The organism is Microbacterium sp. CGR1 (genome assembly GCF_051062835.1).
Lineage (GTDB): Bacteria > Actinomycetota > Actinomycetes > Actinomycetales > Microbacteriaceae > Microbacterium.
Genome location: NZ_JAOTPG010000001.1, coordinates 2,007,079 through 2,026,170 on the forward strand (window position 1 = coordinate 2,007,079; position 19,092 = coordinate 2,026,170).

Annotated in this window: 11 protein-coding genes and 1 pseudogene; 8 read left to right on the forward strand and 4 right to left on the reverse strand. The window is 63.9% G+C overall.

Annotated elements, in window-relative coordinates:
* Positions 1–2: 2 nt before the first annotated feature.
* From OD997_RS10025 to OD997_RS10040, 4 genes are all read left to right on the forward strand, one after another.
* Positions 3–443 (forward strand): MarR family winged helix-turn-helix transcriptional regulator, encoded by a 441-nt coding sequence (locus OD997_RS10025; RefSeq protein WP_434331434.1) that lies wholly within the window; start codon positions 3–5, stop codon positions 441–443.
* Between the two features lie 5 nt (positions 444–448).
* Positions 449–1,795: an MFS transporter gene (locus OD997_RS10030; protein ID WP_434332369.1), complete on the forward strand. Its 1,347-nt coding sequence runs from the start codon at positions 449–451 to the stop codon at positions 1,793–1,795.
* A gap of 73 nt (positions 1,796–1,868) precedes the next feature.
* The gene (locus OD997_RS10035; protein ID WP_434331435.1) at positions 1,869–2,297 is read left to right on the forward strand and encodes a hypothetical protein; all 429 of its coding nucleotides are present in this window, start codon (positions 1,869–1,871) and stop codon (positions 2,295–2,297) included.
* A 135-nt stretch (positions 2,298–2,432) separates the two neighbouring features.
* Positions 2,433–3,431 carry a hypothetical protein gene (locus OD997_RS10040; RefSeq protein WP_434331436.1) on the forward strand — a complete coding sequence of 333 codons (999 nt, stop codon included), beginning with the start codon at positions 2,433–2,435 and terminating at the stop codon, positions 3,429–3,431.
* Here OD997_RS10040 and OD997_RS10045 read toward each other — a convergent pair.
* Together OD997_RS10045 and OD997_RS10050 are read right to left on the reverse strand one after the other, a co-directional pair.
* Positions 3,377–3,583: pseudogene (locus tag OD997_RS10045) on the reverse strand (hypothetical protein); the annotation flags it as partial. The gene OD997_RS10040 and the pseudogene OD997_RS10045 sit on opposite strands and share 55 nt — an antisense overlap.
* A gap of 489 nt (positions 3,584–4,072) precedes the next feature.
* Positions 4,073–6,454 carry a carbohydrate binding domain-containing protein gene (locus tag OD997_RS10050; protein WP_434331437.1) on the reverse strand — a complete coding sequence of 794 codons (2,382 nt, stop codon included), beginning with the start codon at positions 6,452–6,454 and terminating at the stop codon, positions 4,073–4,075.
* Between the two features lie 497 nt (positions 6,455–6,951).
* Here OD997_RS10050 and OD997_RS10055 point away from each other — a divergent pair, with 497 nt between their 5' ends.
* The 4 genes from OD997_RS10055 (at position 6,952) to OD997_RS10070 (ending at position 16,870) form a co-directional block, all read left to right on the forward strand.
* Positions 6,952–7,935 (forward strand): LacI family DNA-binding transcriptional regulator, encoded by a 984-nt coding sequence (locus tag OD997_RS10055; protein ID WP_434331438.1) that lies wholly within the window; start codon positions 6,952–6,954, stop codon positions 7,933–7,935.
* Positions 7,936–8,053: 118 nt separating this feature from the next.
* Complete coding sequence (locus tag OD997_RS10060) at positions 8,054–11,023, forward strand: glycoside hydrolase family 2 TIM barrel-domain containing protein (RefSeq protein WP_434331439.1); 2,970 nt, start codon at positions 8,054–8,056, stop codon at positions 11,021–11,023.
* 53 nt (positions 11,024–11,076) lie between these two features.
* On the forward strand, positions 11,077–13,527 hold the full coding sequence (locus tag OD997_RS10065; RefSeq protein ID WP_434331440.1) for a glycosyl hydrolase family 95 catalytic domain-containing protein: 2,451 nt from the start codon (positions 11,077–11,079) through the stop codon (positions 13,525–13,527).
* Positions 13,528–14,002: 475 nt separating this feature from the next.
* A complete protein-coding gene (locus tag OD997_RS10070) occupies positions 14,003–16,870 on the forward strand; it encodes a sugar-binding domain-containing protein (protein WP_434331441.1) in 2,868 nt (955 codons plus the stop codon).
* 152 nt (positions 16,871–17,022) lie between these two features.
* Here OD997_RS10070 and OD997_RS10075 read toward each other — a convergent pair whose 3' ends face one another.
* Entirely contained in the window at positions 17,023–18,069 is a 1,047-nt protein-coding gene (locus tag OD997_RS10075; protein ID WP_434332370.1) for a LacI family DNA-binding transcriptional regulator, read from the reverse strand.
* Between the two features lie 161 nt (positions 18,070–18,230).
* Positions 18,231–19,031: a carbohydrate ABC transporter permease gene (locus OD997_RS10080; RefSeq protein ID WP_434331442.1), complete on the reverse strand. Its 801-nt coding sequence runs from the start codon at positions 19,029–19,031 to the stop codon at positions 18,231–18,233.
* Positions 19,032–19,092: the final 61 nt, after the last annotated feature.

Genomic DNA, 19,092 nt, shown 5'->3' on the forward strand with positions numbered 1-19,092 from the left:
TAATGTCTGCGTCTGATGAATCCCTCCACCTCACCGCGACAGACCTGCGCATGGCGACTTTTCGACTCGCACGGCGCCTGCGATGCGCCCGAGCCGTCGACGCGATGAGCGATGCGCAGCTCGCGGTGCTCGCCACGCTGCGCATGCACGGTCGCCGCACGATCACGGCCCTCGCCGAGCGCGAGCGCGTCACCGCACCGTCGATGACGAACATGATCAACGGCCTCGAAGAGCAGGGCTACGTCGTCCGCACTCCGGATGCCGAAGACCGGCGTCGCGTGCAGGTCGACATCACCGAGGCGGGCACCGAGATCGTCGCGCAGACCATCAAGCGCCGAGACGAGCTGCTCGCCGAGATGCTCGGCGAACTCGACTTCACGGAGGAAGAGCTCGCGACGCTGCGCGAAGCCAGCGCCCTGATGCGAAAGGTGGTCGACCGATGAGCGCGATGTTCCGTTCGTTCTCGAACATCAACTACCGCATCTGGTTCGCCGGCGCCCTCGTATCGAACATCGGCGGGTGGATGCAGGCGACCGCCCAGGACTGGGTCGTGCTCACCGAGCTCACCGACAACGACGCTGCGGCCATGGGCGTCACGATGGCGCTGCAGTTCGGTCCGCCTCTCGTGCTCGTGAGCCTGACCGGCTGGGTCGCCGATCGGTTCGAGCGACGGCGCATCCTGATGGCCACGCAGTCGGCGCTGCTGCTGCTCGCGATCGCCGTGGGTGTACTGCTGCTCAACGGCGTCATGACCCTGCCGATGATGTTCTGCTTCGCCGCGGGCTTCGGTGTCGTCAACGCGTTCGACGCACCGGCCAGGCAGGCGTTCGTCTCCGACATGGTCTCGTCGGGCGACACGTCGAACGCGGTCGCCCTCAACTCGGCATCCTTCAACCTCGCCCGTATGATCGGCCCCGCGGTCGGTGGCCTGCTCATCGTCGCGATCGGATCGGGCTGGGTGTTCATCGCGAACGCGGTGACGTTCCTCGCGATGCTGGTCGCGCTGCTCCTGCTGCGCACCGGCCAGTTGGCGCCGCGTCTGAAGAACCGCCGCCCGGGCGGCCTCGCCGAAGGCTTCCGCTATGTGTGGGGGCGAAGCGACCTGCGCGTGGTCTTCGTGACGGTCTTCCTGATCGGTGCCTTCGGCATGAACTTCCCGATCTTCGCCTCGACCATGGCGCTGGAGTTCGGGGCGGGAGCCGACGGCTATGGAGTGCTGAGCTCAGTGCTCGCGATCGGCTCCCTCGCCGGCGCACTGCTGGCCGCTCGACGCGACCGCGCCAGAGTGCGGGTCGTGATCCTCGCGGCCGGCGGCTTCGGCATCGCGGCGTTCATCTCGGCGGCGATGCCGACATACATCTCTTACGCCGTCACCCTGACGTTCACGGGATTCATGATCGTCACACTGCTGACGACTGCGAACGGCTACGTGCAGATGACGACCGCTCCTGCTCTCCGCGGCCGTGTGCTCGCGCTCTACATGGCGGTCATCATGGGGTCGACTCCGGTCGGAGCCCCCATCGCCGGGTGGGTCGCCGACACGTTCGGCCCTCGCAGCGCGATCATGCTTGGCGGCACCGCCGGGTTCGTGGCCTGCGCGATCGGCGCGATCTGGGTCTTCACCTCCGGTCGTCTGCACAGGTCCGAGAACAGCCGATTCCTGATGACGCTCGATGAGACGCGGCCGGTGAGCATCATCGACGAAGCCGAGATCCTCGACAAGAAGGCCGACCCGGTGGAGTTCAGCGACGAGGCGGCCGTCACCACCCCGATCCGCACGTCGAAGAAGGACTGACCGCGTTCTGAGCGCGTGGATGCGGTTTGTCAATGCCCTCCACGCAGGGCCGGGGCAGACGTACGTTCGCCGCATGGACCAGAACACAGGACGCACCCCGCACGCCGAAGAGCCCGCTGAGGGTTCGCCCGAGCAGAACCCGGAGCACAACACGGCACCCGACGGACAGGCCTCGACCGAACGCGACGAGCTGCACGGAAACGCTCAGGGCTCAGCGCAGGGCGGCGCGATCCAGGGCGACAGCTCACACGGCGACGCGGCCCGAGGCGCCATCCAGGGCGAAGCCGAAGACGGCAACGCTCAGGGCTCAGCGCAGGGCGGCGCGATCCAGGGCGACAGCTCACACGGCGAATCGCCGCGCGGCGCCATCCAGGGCGACGCGAGCCCCGACCGCGATGCGGCGCTCGGCGGAGACAAGAACACCGAAGACCAGCTGACGGCCGACAACGAGGTCGAGGAAGACGCGCTGCGCTCACTCGACCCGAACGACGCCCCGGCCTGACCGGCGGGCAGCAGACGAAAGCAGGGTGGATGCCGCGGCATCCATCTTTTCGCTGGCAGCCCTGCCCCTCGACCGAGCAGCGCAGCGATCGCAGAAGCCGATGTGGCCGACGCGAGGCGGGTGTATGTTGCGGAGATGGAGCCGATCCGAGTGGGCCTCGTGGCCGACCCGGCTTCGCCCACCGTCGTCGCGCGTCGGATGACCGACCTCGCGCCACCGATCGCCGCTGCGGCCGATAGCTGGATCGTCGAACTCGTCAGCGAGCCGTTCACCCTCGGGTCTGAAGACGTCGACGTCGCCCTGGAGCGGCTACGAGCGCACGCCGAGCAGAACGGGTGGGATCTCGTCATCGGCGTCACCGAGCTTCCGCTTCGCGACGACGACGGCCGCTACCTGCTGGCGGCGATCGATCCTCGACGCCACTCCGCAGTGCTGTCGCTGCCCGCCCTGGGCGGTTTCCGGGTGCAGAGCCGCGCCCGCCATGCGGTGCGGGGACTCGTCGACGGGATGGCTGGGCCCGCCTCGCCGGACGAGCAGCGCCTGCCGCTCCCCGGACTCAGTGCCCGGGGGCGCGTGCTCCTGGGCATGGTGCTCGCCAATCGTCCATGGCTGCTCGCCGCCGGGCTCAAGTCCGCGCTGGTCGCGGCCCTGGCGACCGGCGCGGTGGCGACGATCGAGCCGACGGTGTGGTCGCTCGCCAGCTCGCTGTCCGGCTGGCGTCTGGTCGCGGCGACGGTGGCCTCCATCGCGATCATCATCGCCTGGATCGTGATCGACGGCAGGCTCTGGGATCGTCCAGACGACGACTCGACTCAGGCCCGTGAGAGATCCCGTCTCTACAACACCTCGACGCTGCTGACTCTGACCATAGGCATCGTCATCTGCTATCTGGCGCTGTATGTCGTGAACCTGGCCTGGGCGCTCTTCGTGCTCGACACGGCGGTGATGAGCGAATCTCTCGGCCGAACCGTCGAAGTCGGCTATCTGTTCGTACTCACCTGGTTCGTCGCGTCGGCGGCGACACTCGGCGGCGCGTTGGGAACGGGCCTGGAGTCCGACGACGCGATCCGCGCCGCCACCTACTCTAAGCGCGAGGAGGAGCGACGCGCCCGCCTGGCCGACGAGCGCACCTGAGACGGCGACGACGCATGACGAAGGAGGCGCCCGATCCCCGAGAAGAAGTCGTGGTTCTCGTCGGCGTTCGGCGAGAGCGCCGACAGGATCGCCGGGTTCACGTTCGTGACGGTCGAGGGGAACATCGCGTCGTAGCCGAGGTTCATCAGCGCCTACCCGCCTGCGCTCGCGCCCGGTCCCGCGCATCTCGCACCTGGACAGCTGCCGACAGCGCCCCACGCGGGCGGACATGTCGTGCCGTTCCATTTCAGCGGCCGGGACTGACCCCAGCGGCCTTGACGACTGGTTACATGAACAAGAGAACCCGCGCGACCTCGTCGACCATGGTCACGATGCCGTCGTGACTGTCTCGATAATCAACGATTCGCAAGACGCCGTGAGCCGACTCGGCTGAGCGCTCCGCTGTACATCGCAGCGCTAGATGGCCTCGTTCTCACAGCGCGAGCGGAGCCTCGGCACCGGCGGAGCACTTCGAACGAGTCAAACCCTTCCGAAGTACTCCGCCGCCTTTCACATCAGTGAAACATCAGCTTCCTGGCGCCAATCACCTCAGCCGCGCCAGACTATGAGCGGACATCGACCAAATGTTGCCTGGCACCGCCTGACGGGTGACTGGCCGCCGTAGCGCTGATGGCTCCCGCTCACGGGACGATACTGATGTCATCGCAGTAACTCGATGCGCTGCCGCTCGGGAGATAGCAGTAGACCGTCGCCCGATACGCCGTCGGACCTGTTGTGAAGGTCTTCGCGCCCTGGGAGTAACCAGTGGTGCCGATGGTTGCGGACACTTCAGTCGCTCCGTGGTTCTTGACACCGATGCTGATCGGTTGATTCGTGGTCGTCTTTCCCCAGCCTGTCAGTTGGTACGTCGTGTTCGGGAGCACTGCGATGGTTTGCTCGACAGATCCAGCGTTAGGGCCAATGACAGCTGCTGAGCTTCCCGAACGGGCGTTGGCGCTCGTCGTCACGCCTGCGTTCCAGGCATTCCAAGGGCCAAGCGCTTGGCTCTCGAATCCCCCGTTCGAGACCACGGGCACTGATTTCGTCAATTGAATGTCGTCGCAATATGCTGCGCCAGCACCGCCTGACTGATAGCAGTAGATGACAGCCGTCGTGGCGTTGGCCCCGGTTGTGAAGGTAGTCGCCACTCCCTGCCATCCGGTGGTGGTCGTCGATGCTGACCGTTCCGTTCCACCGAAGCTCTTGACTCCGACTCCGACTTTGCCGCCAGCGGCTGCGACTCGCGCCTCACCCGTCAAGAGATAGGTGGTGTTCGGCTGAACCGCCACGGTCTGCTCCGCTCCTGATCCGCTCCCGTTCGTCTTGAGCGCTGCGGCACCTGCGAATGTCGACGACGTATCTCTTTGGGCGCCGTTGTATGGCGCCCACGGCGACATGCTTGCTGCGTCGAAGCTCCCGTTGCCGACGATCACCGAGCCTGTGGGGCAGACGGTTGTGGTTTGGATCGCTCCGATGTCGGCGGCGCACCCCAACGGGAGGGTGGTTCCTGCGAAGTCGAGAGCCGGGCGACCCGGGATGGTCGCGCCAGCGAGCAAGGCAGGAGACGTTGACGTGGGCCTGTACGCGGCGGCCGCTGATGCCAGACCGGCGCCTGCGCCTCCGGGGTTGGCCAGGCGCGGGTCGGCGGTGATCTTGTAGGCGTCGAACGGCTCAGATGCGGGATGAGATCCGTAGAAGATATTCTTCTGCCACAAGAGGTCGGGGGCGTTGTCGTATCCTCCGCTTCCGAGGTTGTAGAAGATGTTGTTCTCGATGGCGAGCGGGGTGTTCCCGTTCTCGAAGACTTTCGTGGTTGATCCTGGCTTGAGGTACACCGTGTTGTTGGTGAAGGAGTTGTCTCCGCCTTGGACCCCCTGGCCCGCAATGACTCTGGATCCGTCGTTCTGGCTGATGTTGTAGCGCACCTTTGCGTTCGAGGCCGTGCCGTAGCAACCGCAGAACAACACCATCCCGCCTTCGTTGTCGTGAGTGTAGTTGTATTGGAAGACGGTGTTGTTGGTTCCGAAATCGATGTCGAGCGCCTCACCGTCACCGGTGCCGGGATAACGACGGGTCTGGGAGATCTCGTTGAACTGGAAGACTGTGTTGTCGGAGTTCCAGGGCCACATTCCAGCGTTGTTCCCGGGGTTTCGCTGCGCCGCTTTGGTCACCGTGTTGTACTGAACGAGAGCCCCATCGGCGTTTTGGACCACCACACCATCGCCACCGGTGTCGGTGACGGTGTTGTTCTGTATGACGACGTTCCGAAATGGTGTCCACTGCTGACCGCTGCTCGTGCAGCGGACCGAAGTTCGGCACCACCAATCAGAGGCGGTGCCGATCCCGGTGCGGTCGACAGTCGTCACCTGGTTGTCTGAGATCATGACTCCGTCGTACCAAGAGGGTGTTGTGCTGCCGCGGGCATCGACCAGAATTCCCGCACTGCCGCCGGCATCCTTTTTGTTGTCTCCGTTGACGTCGTGGACGTTCAGGTGGGAGAGGGTGATGCCCTTCGCCACTCCGAAGTCGCTGATCGTGACGTATACCCCCCGGCGAAGTGCAACGCTGGCACCCTTGTTCGATAGTTCGAGGTTCGTCACCGTGACGTACTGCTGATTGGACAGCAACACGGACTGGGCCGCCGCTCCCGCTGTCGCAATGACAGGTTTGTTTCCCGAACCGTAGGCATCTACGCGGATCGGGGCACCTTGCACGCCTGACCCCGAGAATGACAATGAACCGGCGCACGTCGTACCGCGACGAAGAAGAATGGAGTCTCCTGCACCGAACGTGCGCGAGGCGACGCTGGTCAGGGTGTTCCATGGCGTGGTGGACGAGCCGTCACCGGCGGTGGTCGCCGAACAGTCCACATAGAAAGCGGTGTTCGCCGCCGCAGCCGGTTCCGCGCTGACAGCGAGCCCCGCAGATGCGAGAACTGCGACGAAGACACCTGCGAGAGCTTTTCGTCGCATGCGTGAGGCCAGATGCTTCGGAGACTTCGGAGACGAGATTTCGGTGAACATAGTGCTCCTTCGTGAATCGCACGTTTTGGGGAGTAAGGGCAATAGCTTTCAGACGACGGCGAGGTGGTCGCATTCGCTGGTCTCAAGGCGAATGCTCCCGGTCTCATCGGGGCAGCGCGGCGATCTGCTGAGCAGCTCGCTCCGGTGAGCGCGGCAACCGCCATCGCGACCGGAAGCACGTGAGCTGTCGCAGCCGACACGACCGCCGAGGCGTTGTCATGTCGGCGACTTCAGGTCGGGATGAGCTCCCTTGGCCGGATCGAGCGAACCCAGTCGGATGAGTACTGCGGCGATGGTTGTGGCACGGGGCGCATCGTTGGTCTCCCGGGATCGATCTCGACATTGAGCAGCCGTGTTCGTTCACGTGAACGTTCACGAATAGAGGCAATGTAGCGCGCGTCGAGTCGTTTCACCAGCCCTCGAGCGATTTCTTTCCCATCGGCACGTCAAGGCCCCTGTGATCACCGGTCCGCGCGTGGCGGGCATAGCCTGTTCTCATGACGGGAAAAAGGGTAACCATCACCGATGTCGCCGCAGCGGCCGGAGTATCGCGGCAGACGGTCACCCGCGCCATGAACGGAATGTCCGAGATCACGGCGTCGACTCGCGAACGAGTCCTCCGCGCCAGCGAAGAGCTGGGATATCGGCCCAGCCGATTCGCCAGCAACCTCGCTCGTCAGAAGCACCACTCTCTCGGCGTCATCCTCGCGACGCTTCGCAACCCGTACTACACCGATCTGGCAGCAGACATCCTCGATATGGCCGGGGGTCTCGGGTGGCAGACGACGATCGCCACGAGTGAGAACGAATCGGAGATCGAGGTCCTCACCTCGCTCACCTCGCAGGTCGATGCGGTCGTGGGGTACTTCGAGGCTCCGGAGTCCGAGATCGCGCGAGCCGCGCGCGGCATCCCCGTCATCTTCATCGAACGGTCCGCCACCCTGCCGAACATTCATTCCGTGCAGTTGGACTTCGATCAGGGGATGGCTGGTCTCGTCGAACATCTCGTCGCTACTGGTGCGCGTCGTTTCGGCATGATCGATTCTCGGAACGCAGCCGGAACCTACCACCCCACTGCGCGTCGGGCCTCGTTCGAAAAGGCTCTCGCCACCCTCGGAATCCAGGCCCCCGTCGTCGCCTCACCCGAGTCGCTCCAGAGCGCCGGAGCGGCGTTCTCGGAGCTCCACGGTCGCCATCCCGACATCGACACCGTGGTGGTCTTCAACGACATGATGGCGATGGGCGTGATGCAACAGGCTCATGCGATGCGACTGCGCATCCCCGATGACGTGCGCATCGTGGGCACCGACGGATTGCACCTCGGCGCCCTGATGTCTCCTCCACTCAGCACGCTCTCCATCGACCGGCATGCCATTTCCGAGGCCGCGGGCGACCTCATCACGGCCGCCCTCGAGGACGCGCTGATCGGATCGAGCTCTCGAGTCGTCGTGCCGTCACCACTGTGGCGCGGCTCGTCATGAGGTTCTCCTGCGCGCCAGCGGTCGATATACCGCTCTCCAGATCTCTTGACCGCGGATACCCTCCACAACTAACGTGTCCGTGAACGATCACGTGATCGTTCACGGAAGGTGAACGCTCATGGGAACTCCCCTTGTCGATGAGGTCGAGGCATCCGATCGCTCTATGGAAAGTGCCTGGAGCGATGTGCGCTACGTCGAGGCGATCGCACCCTCGCAATGGACGACGCCGACGTCGGCGCACGTCGCGGCCGGCAGCGCCCGGAAGCTGAGTCTGAACGGGCAGTGGCGGTTCCGCTTCAGCGGGAGCATCTTCGACGACGCATCCGCGCCCGTTCTGCCGGACACCGATCTGAGCGACTGGGACACAATCGCGGTTCCCGGCCACTGGCCGCTGCAGGGCTGGGGCACGCCGTGGTACACCAACCAGTTCTACCCCTTTCCGATCGACGCACCACACGTTCCCGACGACAACCCCACCGGCGTCTACGCCTTGGATTTCGATGCCCCCGACTGGGGACCTTCCACGACCGTCCTGCGCTTCGACGGGGTCGACTCGATCGCCCAGGTATGGCTGAACGGACACCTCCTCGGGGTGACACGCGGCAGCAGACTCCCTCAGGACTTCGACGCGACGCGGGTCCTTCGGCGCAGCTCGAATCGACTCTACGTGCGAGTACACCAGTGGTCGGCGATGTCCTATCTCGAGGATCAGGACATGTGGTGGCTGCCCGGGATCTTCAGGGACGTGACGCTCGTGGAGCGGCCCCCGCGCGGGATCGGTGACGCCTTCGTCCACGCCGAGTTCGATTCGTCGACCGGCGAGGGGCAGCTCCGTGTCGAGACGGTCTGCGATGCGACCGTCTCAGTTCCTGAGTTGGGGATCGAGTTCGACAGCACGGGTGACGCGCGGTTGCCGGGCATCGAACCATGGAGCGCCGAGACCCCGCGGCTGTACGACGTCGTGCTCACCTCCGCGGGTGAGAGCCGAACACTCCGTGTCGGGTTCCGAACGGTCGCGGTGCGGGACGGACTGCTGACAGTCAACGGCAGGCCGCTCATGCTCCGCGGCGTCAACCGGCACGAGTTCGACACGCGCAGCGGCCGGACGCTCACGCGCGAAGCGATGGAAGCCGACGTGCTCCTGATGAAGAGGTACAACGTCAACGCGGTCAGGACGAGCCACTACCCGCCGGCACCCGAGTTCCTCGACCTGTGCGATCTGCATGGGCTCTGGGTGATCGACGAAGGCGACCTGGAGACGCACGGGTACGTCCATCAGCAGTGGATCGGAAATCCTGCAGATGACGAGCGATGGGCCGACACCCTGATCGATCGCATCGGCCGGATGGTGGAACGCGACAAGAACCACCCCTCCGTCATCATCTGGTCCCTCGGTAACGAGTCGTTCACCGGGACCAATCTGCGGGCCATGGCCCGATGGGTGAAGGACCGCGATCCGTCTCGACCCGTGCACTACGAAGGCGACACCGCCTGCGAGTACGTCGACGTGTTCGGACAGATGTACCGCACGTTCGCCGAGATCGACGAGATCGGCAGGCGTGTCGACCGGATCGACCCGGACTCCCCCGGCGACACCGATGCTGACATCGCACGGCGGGCACTCCCGTTCATCCACACCGAGTACGCCCATGCCATGGGGAACGGGCCCGGCGGCCTAGCCGACTACCGGGATCTCTACGAGAAGTACCCACGGCTGCAGGGTGGCTTCGTGTGGGAGTGGATCGACCATGGCCTCGAGCAGACCGATGATGACGGGCGGCCCTTCATCGCCTACGGAGGCGACTTCGGAGAGCCTCTTCACGACGGGACCTTCGTCCTGGACGGGCTCGTCTTCGCCGACCGTACCCCCTCGCCCGGGCTCGACGAGTTCAAGAAGGTGTTCGAACCTTTCCGTATCGAGATCGACGGCCGTGTCGCCCGCATTCGCAATCTTCACGACGTCGTCGGCACCGAGGGCTTCGAAGCCGTCTGGTCACTCGAACTCGGTGGCTTACTTGTGCGGAGCGGGCGGGAGGCCCTTCCTCCGATCTCCGCCGGGTCGATCGGGACGATGGCCCTCCCGTCCGACGCCCTGCCAGCTGCCGACGACCACGCAGATGCCGTGCTGACCCTCCGGATCCTCACCACGCAGGACACGAGTTGGGCGGCGGCCGGTCATGAGGTCGCCTGGGCACAGACCGCCCCGCGACCTCTACCGGGGATCGCGCCCGCTCCCCTTCCCACGCTCAGGCCGCGGACGCGCACATCCAGATCGAAGATCGAACTGGGATCAGCGGTGTTCGATCCGGTGTCGGGCGGACTGCAGGAACTCGACGGCATCGAGTTCCACAGCTCCCCCCAAGTGGACCTCTGGCGCGCCCCGACCAGCAACGACATCGCCTTCGACCAGGAGACCAGCCTCGCGGACGAGTGGCGGAAAGCGGGACTGCACGCCCTGGAGCACTCGATCCGGGAGATCGAGATCGGCGATGACACCCTCGTCGTGCGGGGGCGTACCGGCGTGCGTGGACGAGGGTACGGTGTCGAGACCACAGCAGTCTGGCGACGCGTCGCCACCGGCGTCTCGGTGGCGTACCACGTCGACCCGGTGGGACCGTGGTGGACGTCCTGGCCTCGCGTCGGAATCCGGTTCGCGGTGGACCGCTCGTTCGGAGATGTCGAGTGGTTCGGAATGGGACCGAGTGAGGGGTACCGCGATACCGGTGCCCACCTTCGTCTCGGGCGCTTCCATCGGACCGTGCCGGAGCTTCAGACCCCTTACGCGTACCCCCAGGAGAACGGGGCCCGACCCGGGGTACGGTGGCTGCGTCTGTCGAACGGCAGGCGAACGCTGCACGTGAGGGCGTTGTCGACATTCGGCTTCACGGTCCGGCCCTGGACCTCGGAAGACCTCGAACGCGCCCTCCACTCTGCGGATCTCGTCCCCGGGCCAAGCACTGTCGTCGGACTCGATGCCGCCATAGACGGTATCGGGTCTGCATCCTGCGGCCCGCTCCCCCTTCCCAAAGACCGGCTCTTCCCTCGGCCTGTCGTGATGCATGCTGTCCTATCCTCTCGGACCCCCTGATCTCGTCAGCCCCCTTGAGAACACCGTCCGCAAAGGAGTGACCCCCGAAATGGATGTCCGACACCGAACCACTGGCCGCTGGGCGGCATTGGGCTTCGCCAGTGCCCGATCATTGCGATCTTCTTCGCGATACAGCGCTGCTGGCGATCCGGGTTGGCCGACGGGGGTGTGAAGTCGTGACGCAACCGGATCCTCACGAGATCACACTCTTCCAGCCCGCGACAGGCTTCACCGAAGCCTTTCTGCTGGGCAACGGCACCCTGGGGGCCTCCGTCCACGGACACGTCGGAGTCGAACGGATCGATCTGAATCTCGACACGTTGTGGTCGGGCGGGCCGACCGCAGTCGCACCGGATCATCGGTCTCACTCCGTGTTTCAGGCCTTGCGATCGGCTATCGAAACGGGCGCACACGCAGAAGCCGATGTCGCCGCGCGCCGCCTCCAGGGCACCACATGGTCGCAGTCGTACCAGCCGCTCGGCGCCCTCCACTGGGAATGGACGACCGACGGTCGTCCCCGCCGCTACACGAGACGACTGAGCCTCGTGGACGCCGAAGCGAGAATCGACGCAGATGACGCCTGGTCGTCACTCTTCGTCTCCGCGGCTGATGGAGTGCTCGTCGGACTGTGCACGGGGAACACGGACGGCTCTCTGCGCTTCAGCAGCACCCATCCACACACCGAGCGGAACTTCGACGACGGCGACGGCGTGCGGTGGCTGCTGGCCGAGGGCCGCGCGCCCACGCAAGTCCTTCCCGACTACGTCGATCATCCCGAGCCCGTTCAATACGGAACGGACGACATCGACGATAAAGGAACCGTCGCCGCAGGTATGGGCTGGGCCCTGGCCGTCGCGGAGACCACAGGACCGGCTGGCTCGCGACTGGTCATCGCCGCCGCAGACTCAGGCTTTCGCGGGTGGTCGGAGCGCCCCTTCGGCACGACGGAACACTTGGTCGACCGGGCTCGCGAACGAGTGGCGCACGCACTCCGCCGGGGATACGACGATCTGCGCCAGCGGCACAGGGAATCGCACCAGGAGCTCTACTCACGAGGGGGAATCGACCTCAGCGGAAGCCGGAACAGCGAGGCGGCGGCAGCAGCGCAGTACTTCAATCTCGGGCGCTACCTTCTCATCAGTTCATCGCGACCCGGCAGCCAGGCCGCCAATCTCCAAGGCATCTGGAATGTCGACACCCGCCCGGCCTGGAGCAGCAACTACACACTGAATATCAACACACCCATGAACTACTGGGGAGCTGAGGTCGCAAATCTGCCCGAGCTCCACGAGCCACTCCTCGACCTCGCACGCGATCTCGCGCAGGCCGGTCAGCAGACAGCTGCCAACCTGTATCAGGCAACTGGAGCCGCGGCACATCACAACACCGACATCTGGCGCCTCACCACTCCAGTGCCCGGCGAACCGGAATGGTCCAACTGGCCAAGCGGCCTGGCGTGGCTGTCCTCCCACTTCGCTGAGCGCGGTGCATTCCTCGGCGAGTCGGAATCAATCCACGATGCAGAGCTCGCTGTGACCACGGCTGCCGCCGAGTTCCTGGACTCCCTCCTCGTCCCGAGCCCCCAAGGCCTGATCGTCAGCCCCTCGACATCTCCCGAGAACACGTACATCGTCGGTGACGAGCGATTTGCGGTGACCTCGGGAGCCACCATGGACCAGGAGTTCGCCCTCTCCGCACTGGAACACCTCCACTCACTCGAGCTACGAGGTGGAAACACCGAGGCTGCAGAGCGACTCTCGAACCGGGTCCGTCGACTCGCGCGTCCGGGAATCGACGGAGACGGACTGCTCACGGAGTGGGTACATTCCTTGCCGCCCGCGGAACCCGGACACAGACACCTGTCTCACCTTTACGGCGTGTTTCCCGGAGACCGGGTCACGATCAATCGCGACCCCGTGTCCTTCCATGCAGCCCGCGCTGCGCTGGATCTACGGCTCGCCGCGGGCACCGGTTACACGAGTTGGAGTCAGGCGTGGGTGCTCGCCCTGGCGGCGCGATTCACTGATGCGCAGCTCGCCAGCAGATCCCTGTCCACCCTCATCAACGATCTGAGTTCGGCGTCACTTCTAGGACTGCACCCGCACGACGCATGGGCATCCGGCGTCGTGTTCCAGATCGACGGCAACCTCGGGGCGATAGCCGGCATTTCAGAGATGCTTCTCCAAAGCCACGACGACGCAATCTCCATCCTTCCTGCCCTTCCCTCGACCTGGTCCTCCGGATCGTTCTTCGGACTTCGCGCCCGCGGCGGGACGACTGTGGGTGCCACTTGGAGTCAAGGCCGATTGGAGACGATCACCCTCAGGGGAACGCCGGGAGCCGCCGTCGACGTAGAGACGCACGACGAGATCGAATGGCAGAGGGAGTCCCAATCACCAACGCCCTCACTGAAGAGCCAAAATCCTCACACGCATCGAGCGCGTTGGGAGGTCCGGCTCGCGGACGAAGGAAGCCGCCGTCTCTCCGCCGTGGGAATTCACTGAAACAGCGTTGGTGTCAGCCGCATAAATTCTCACGAGCCACGAGCCACGAGCCACAAATCGGCTTGAATCTGTGTCATTCGGTTCAGGGTCTTCCATACCGCGACGCATCACAGGTACGGCCATCCGTGCGATTACGTCCATTCCCGAGGCGATGCTGCTGAGCCGCAGAGTCGCATAGACGCCATGGTCTCCCGAGTCAGCATATTCAGAATGTGACAGACCTTCCCAGTGACGCCAGGATGGCGGTTGCTGGGACCACTCGACGAGGCCGAACCCTGCTGAATGAAATCACTCACTCGTGCGCTCCATTGGGACGCGACCGGAATCCTCTGCCGACGATATCCCCAACAGACCAACGAATCATCCATGTGTTCAGTAGTATCGGTCATTCTTCGCTCGACCCGAGCTTCGTAGGCTTTGGGTGCGTTGAATACGCAAAGCGTGACGCATCTAATATCGGCGACAGGACGGATTCATGACCAGCACCGAGCAGTCGGCCACCGGACACTCACTCGCAATCGACGGCGAGTGGAGACTCATGTTGGATCCGCACGACCAAGGCGAACGTGACCGATGGTTCGCCGACATTGCGTACGGCGACGCGCGGCCGGAATCGGCGCCGATCCAATTACCCGGATCACTGCAGGAGCAGGGTTACGGCGACAGCATAGCGATCGACACCCCGTGGACGGGACAGCTGGAAGATCGCTCTTACTATACGGACGATCGCTACGCGCGCTACCGTGAGCCTGGACGCATTTCTGTGCCCTTCTGGTTGCAGCCGGCCGTGTACTACCAGGGCGTGGCGTGGTATCAGCGAGAGGTGCACGTCCCCACCGACTGGGCAGACCAGTCGGTGGTCATGAGCCTCGAGCGGGTGCACTGGGAGTCGGCGGTGTGGGTCGACGACGTTCGAATCGGCTCCGAACGGAGCCTGAGTGCCCCTCATGAGTACAGGCTCGGTCGCCTCTCCCCGGGCCGGCACCGATTGACGATCCGAGTCGACAACCGGATGATCGTCGACGTCGGACCGAACGCGCACAGCGTCTCGGATCACACCCAGGGCAACTGGAACGGCGTGATCGGGGCAATGACACTGCGAACCGTACCGAACGTGTCGATCCGTCGTGTTGCGACTTTCCCTGACGTCGCGCGCCGGAGCGTCCGCGTGGCCGTGGACCTCACCGGCGGTACGCGAGGCCTCGGAGTTGGAAAAGTGACTGTGACCGCTCGCTTGCTCGCCGCGCCCGGAGGCACATCTCAGGTCGCTGAGGCGGCACTTGAGGACCACCGTCAGGATCTGTTCGAGTCGGGAGTCACGGAGAGCGCGGGCCACGTCGACATTGATCTAGCGCTCGGCGACCAGGCTAAGCTGTGGGACGAGTTCCACCCCCACCTCTACGAATTGATCACCGTCGTCGAAACATCTGTTGACGGTGAGCGGAGCAGCGACAGCCGCACCACCACCTTCGGACTGCGCGAGGTCGGTGTCAGCGGAACCCACATCGCGGTGAACGGTCGGCCGACCTTCATTCGAGGCACCCTTGAATGCTGCGTCTTCCCTCTGACCGGGTACCCGCCGACCGACATGGAACCGTGGCGCAAGATCATCGACGTTTGTCGCGCACATGGATTGAACCTGCTGCGATTCCATTCCTGGTGCCCACCAGAAGCAGCGTTCGCCGCCGCGGACGAAGTCGGCTTCTACTTTCAGGTCGAAGGGCCGATCTGGGCGAACCTCGGCAGCTCGATCGGCGAAGGCAGGTCGGTTGACGGCTTTCTCATTGAAGAGTGCCGGCGGATCGTCGACGTCTACGGCAACCATCCCTCTTTCCTCATGATGGCGCACGGCAATGAACCCGCCGGCAGGGACGAGGAGTTCCTCGCCGCCTGGGTATCGCTGATGCGACGGCTGGATCCTCGCCGCCTCTACACCGCTGGATCTGCCTGGCCAGTGCTGACCGAGAACGATTTCGACATCATCTCGGAGCCGCGAATCCAGCACTGGGGAGAAGGCCTCGGGTCGCGAATCAACAGTCAACCGCCGGAGACGATCACGGACTACCGCGAGTGGGTGGAGGGCCGCCCCCGACCAGTGATCGGACATGAGATAGGTCAATGGTGCGCCTATCCCGACCTGGCCGAAATCGAGCGGTACACGGGCCTCATGTCTGCCCGCAATTTCTCCATCTTCCAGGACTTCCTCGTCGATGCCGGCCTCGACGACCGCGCAGAAGAGTTTCTCAACGCTTCTGGCCGGCTGCAGAAACTTTGCTACAAGGAAGATATCGAATCTGCCCTGCGCACTGCAGGTTTCGGGGGATTCCATCTGCTCGGCCTGAGCGACTTTCCCGGCCAAGGGACCGCGCCTGTGGGTGTCTTGAACGCGTTCTGGGAGGAGAAGGGCTACTGCACCGCTGACGAGTTCGCTCGATTCTGTGGTCCCACCGTGCCGTTGGTCAGGCTGCCGAAACGGACTTTCGATACGGCCGAGCAACTCACTGCAGAGGTCCAGGTGGCTCACTTCGGTTCCGACTCAGAGCACATGACTATCTCCTGGTCGCTCTCGGATGAGTCTGGGCACGTGTGGCATTCCGGAAACATCGGCACTGTGTTCGTTGAAGTCGGCAACAAGGACATCCACGGCGTTCTTTCGGTTTCCCTCTCGGACATCGCGGAGGCGTCCAAGCTGTCCCTCCTGGTCGAAGCCGAATCTGCGTCAGGGCAGCACTACGAGAACGATTGGGACATCTGGGTCTACCCAGAGCCCGAAAGGCTTCCCGCCCGTCCCGGTGTGTCGTTCAGTCTCGACATCGAGGACAGCATCCGTCGCGCCGAGGCGGGTGAGCGAGTCGTGCTCTTCCCGAATCTCGGCTCACCGCACACCGACGTCGCTTTCGGGTTCTCCACAATATTCTGGAACACCTCGTGCACGAAGAATCAGCCCCCGCACACCCTCGGCATCACTCACGACACGCATCATCCCCTCTTCTCAGCTTTCCCATCAGCCGGACACACGGATTGGCAATGGTGGGAGCCCCTCGAAGGTGCGCAGGCGATGATCTTGGATGAGTTGCCGCAGATCGAGCCAATTGTCCGACCTATCGACACGTGGTTCACTGCGCGACGTCTCGGGCTCTTGTGGGAAGCGCAGATCGGTTCAGGGGGTGTTCTGGTCTGCTCCATGCGTCTCGACGGAGACCAGCGTCAGTCGCAACCGGCTGCTCGTCAGATGCTCGCCGCTCTCAGCCGCTACGTCTGCAGCGAGGAGTTCGCCCCACAGGTGACGATCACCGGAGATCAGCTCCGCAATTGCTTGGGCACCGACACAGGACGTCGATGAAGGGCACTGCGACACGGGCTCGGCGAGGCCCCAGTCAGTACGTATCGAAAGGCGAGAATGACCATCAATCTCTGACGGCACCGTGGCAGGGCCGGATAGCGCAGAGCCACTTATCGACTACCGTCGCCGTGATGCTCGCATACGGTACCGATTTATGCCGACGGATTGGGGGCCAACCCGGAGCTCGATCGTACGATCAGCTGAGGGGGCGTCGGCCCTTCAGTAGTCCGCTGCACCTCCTGTCCGGTTCGTTCGGCCATCAACGCGATCAGGCGATCGACGGCGATTCGCCCGGACATTTCGAAGTCGACCCGCACAGTTGTCAGCGGCGGGTTCATGTAGGCGGCCGTAGAGATATCGTCGTAACCGACCACGCTCACATCTTCCGGAATGCGCAAGCCGAGCTGCGACAGCGCCAGCATCGCACCCAGGGCCGAGTCGTCGTTCGCACAGACGACGGCGGTGGCGCCTCCTAGGCTCTGAACGTCACGGATCGCAGCGAACCCCGAGGCCGCGCTCCAATCACCGCGCCGTCGGCCCGTGACCTGCATGTTCAGTTCAGCGGCCGTAGCTATCGCGCTCCTCGCCCGTCTCTCGCTGGATGACCAGCCAGCTGGCCCCTCAACGAGGAAAAGACGACGGTGGCCCAGGTGATGCAGATGCTCGACGACGAGGCGAGTGCCGGGATCCTTCGGTCCTTGCGACCGTGGGCCCTCGAGACCGTCGCCGTTCACCTCACGTAAGAGCGGAATCCGTTTCGGAAGCGCGTCGAAGATGCGCTCCATCTCTGGTGTGGGCGCAAGTGCGAGGGCACCGGCGACAAGCGATGGATCCGTCTCGAGGATCAGCCTTCGACCAGCCTCGACGTTTGCCACATCCAGAGGTACGATTTCGAGCCCGTAGCCCGCCGCAGCGGCGGCCGAATGAGTAGCGGCAACGATGTTCGCGGGTCCTGCATGCTGCAGCCCATGGACGAAGAGAAGAATCCGTCGCGGGGATGTCGTTCGCAGCGCTCTTGCAATACTGTTTGGCCGATAGTCCAGATCGGCGATCGCCCTCCGCACTTTCTCCTGGGTCTTCTTCGTCATCCCCTCAAACCCGTTGAGGAAGCGCACGACCGTCTGGGACGACACGCCAGCGCGGTGGGCGACATCGTATATCGTGGGCGCCTTCCCGCTGGGGTGCGACGAATTCGGCATCACCAAGGACCGCGACCGGTCGGTTGCGGGCGAGGGATCTTCTCCCGGATCTTGCCCCACGGTGACTTTCAACGGGACGGCTCGGACATTCGGCGTCGATGCGACCGACGCTCTGGAAGCATGTACTGCCGGTCGCGAGACGGGCCATCTGCCTTGAGCATCTATTTGATTCCTGATCCGCTGACACCCTGGACGTACTGACGCTGTGCGAGGACGAAGATCACGACGACGGGAATGACATACAGTATCGAACCAGCTGCTACCAGCTGGTTGAGCGGATGCCCCTGACTGTCGACATAGCCACCTGCAAGCGCAACCGCCAACGTGGTGTTCGAGGTGTTCAGCAACAGGTTCGGGGCGATGAAGTCGCCCCAGACGTTACTGAACGAGAGCACGAATACAGTGATGATCACGGGGCGGGACAACGGCAGAAAGATTGTCCAGAAGACGCGGAAGCGATTGCATCCGTCGAGAATAGCGGCTTCTTCAAGCTCTTTCGGAAGTCCCGCGAAGAACTGTCGATAGAGGAAGATCAAGTAAGGTGCACCAGCGATCCCCCACATGACCCATGGCCAATATGTGCCAACCAGTCCGATTTGGGCAAAGAGCAAGTAGGTCGGAACAAGAGTGACGATGGCAGGCATCATCATCATCGCGATGAGTACCGCGAACAATGCGGATTTTCCGCGCCCCTTAAGTCGAGCGAAACCATAGCCAGTCATCGCGGATGAGATCGTCGTGAGAATCCCGAACACACTTGAGAGCAGCAGCGAGTTTCCGAGGTAGGGCCAAAAGTCGATAAAGGTGGTGGCGCTGAAAAAGTTCTCCCAGTGGGCTGGCGATGGCCACAGCGCGACACTGGGATCTGAGAGCTGCTGGGGAGACTTCAGTGCCGTACTGAGAAGCCAGAAGATCGGGAGCATCAAGAGAACTGCGATCGGGACGAGCACGGTTAGTGCCATTCGACCCCTGCGACGCTCTCTGCCGTCCGTGCGTGTGCGCCGGGTGGTTGTAGGCGAGACG

Coding starts and splice junctions, on each gene's coding strand:
- OD997_RS10055 (WP_434331438.1), top strand. CDS start 6,952: ATGACGGGAAAAAGGGTAACCATCACCGATGTCGCCGCAGCGGCCGGA.
- OD997_RS10050 (WP_434331437.1), bottom strand. CDS start 6,454: ATGTTCACCGAAATCTCGTCTCCGAAGTCTCCGAAGCATCTGGCCTCA.
- OD997_RS10060 (WP_434331439.1), top strand. CDS start 8,054: ATGGGAACTCCCCTTGTCGATGAGGTCGAGGCATCCGATCGCTCTATG.
- OD997_RS10035 (WP_434331435.1), top strand. CDS start 1,869: ATGGACCAGAACACAGGACGCACCCCGCACGCCGAAGAGCCCGCTGAG.
- OD997_RS10075 (WP_434332370.1), bottom strand. CDS start 18,069: ATGCCGAATTCGTCGCACCCCAGCGGGAAGGCGCCCACGATATACGAT.
- OD997_RS10025 (WP_434331434.1), top strand. CDS start 3: ATGTCTGCGTCTGATGAATCCCTCCACCTCACCGCGACAGACCTGCGC.
- OD997_RS10070 (WP_434331441.1), top strand. CDS start 14,003: ATGACCAGCACCGAGCAGTCGGCCACCGGACACTCACTCGCAATCGAC.
- OD997_RS10040 (WP_434331436.1), top strand. CDS start 2,433: ATGGAGCCGATCCGAGTGGGCCTCGTGGCCGACCCGGCTTCGCCCACC.
- OD997_RS10065 (WP_434331440.1), top strand. CDS start 11,077: ATGTCCGACACCGAACCACTGGCCGCTGGGCGGCATTGGGCTTCGCCA.
- OD997_RS10080 (WP_434331442.1), bottom strand. CDS start 19,031: ATGGCACTAACCGTGCTCGTCCCGATCGCAGTTCTCTTGATGCTCCCG.
- OD997_RS10030 (WP_434332369.1), top strand. CDS start 449: ATGTTCCGTTCGTTCTCGAACATCAACTACCGCATCTGGTTCGCCGGC.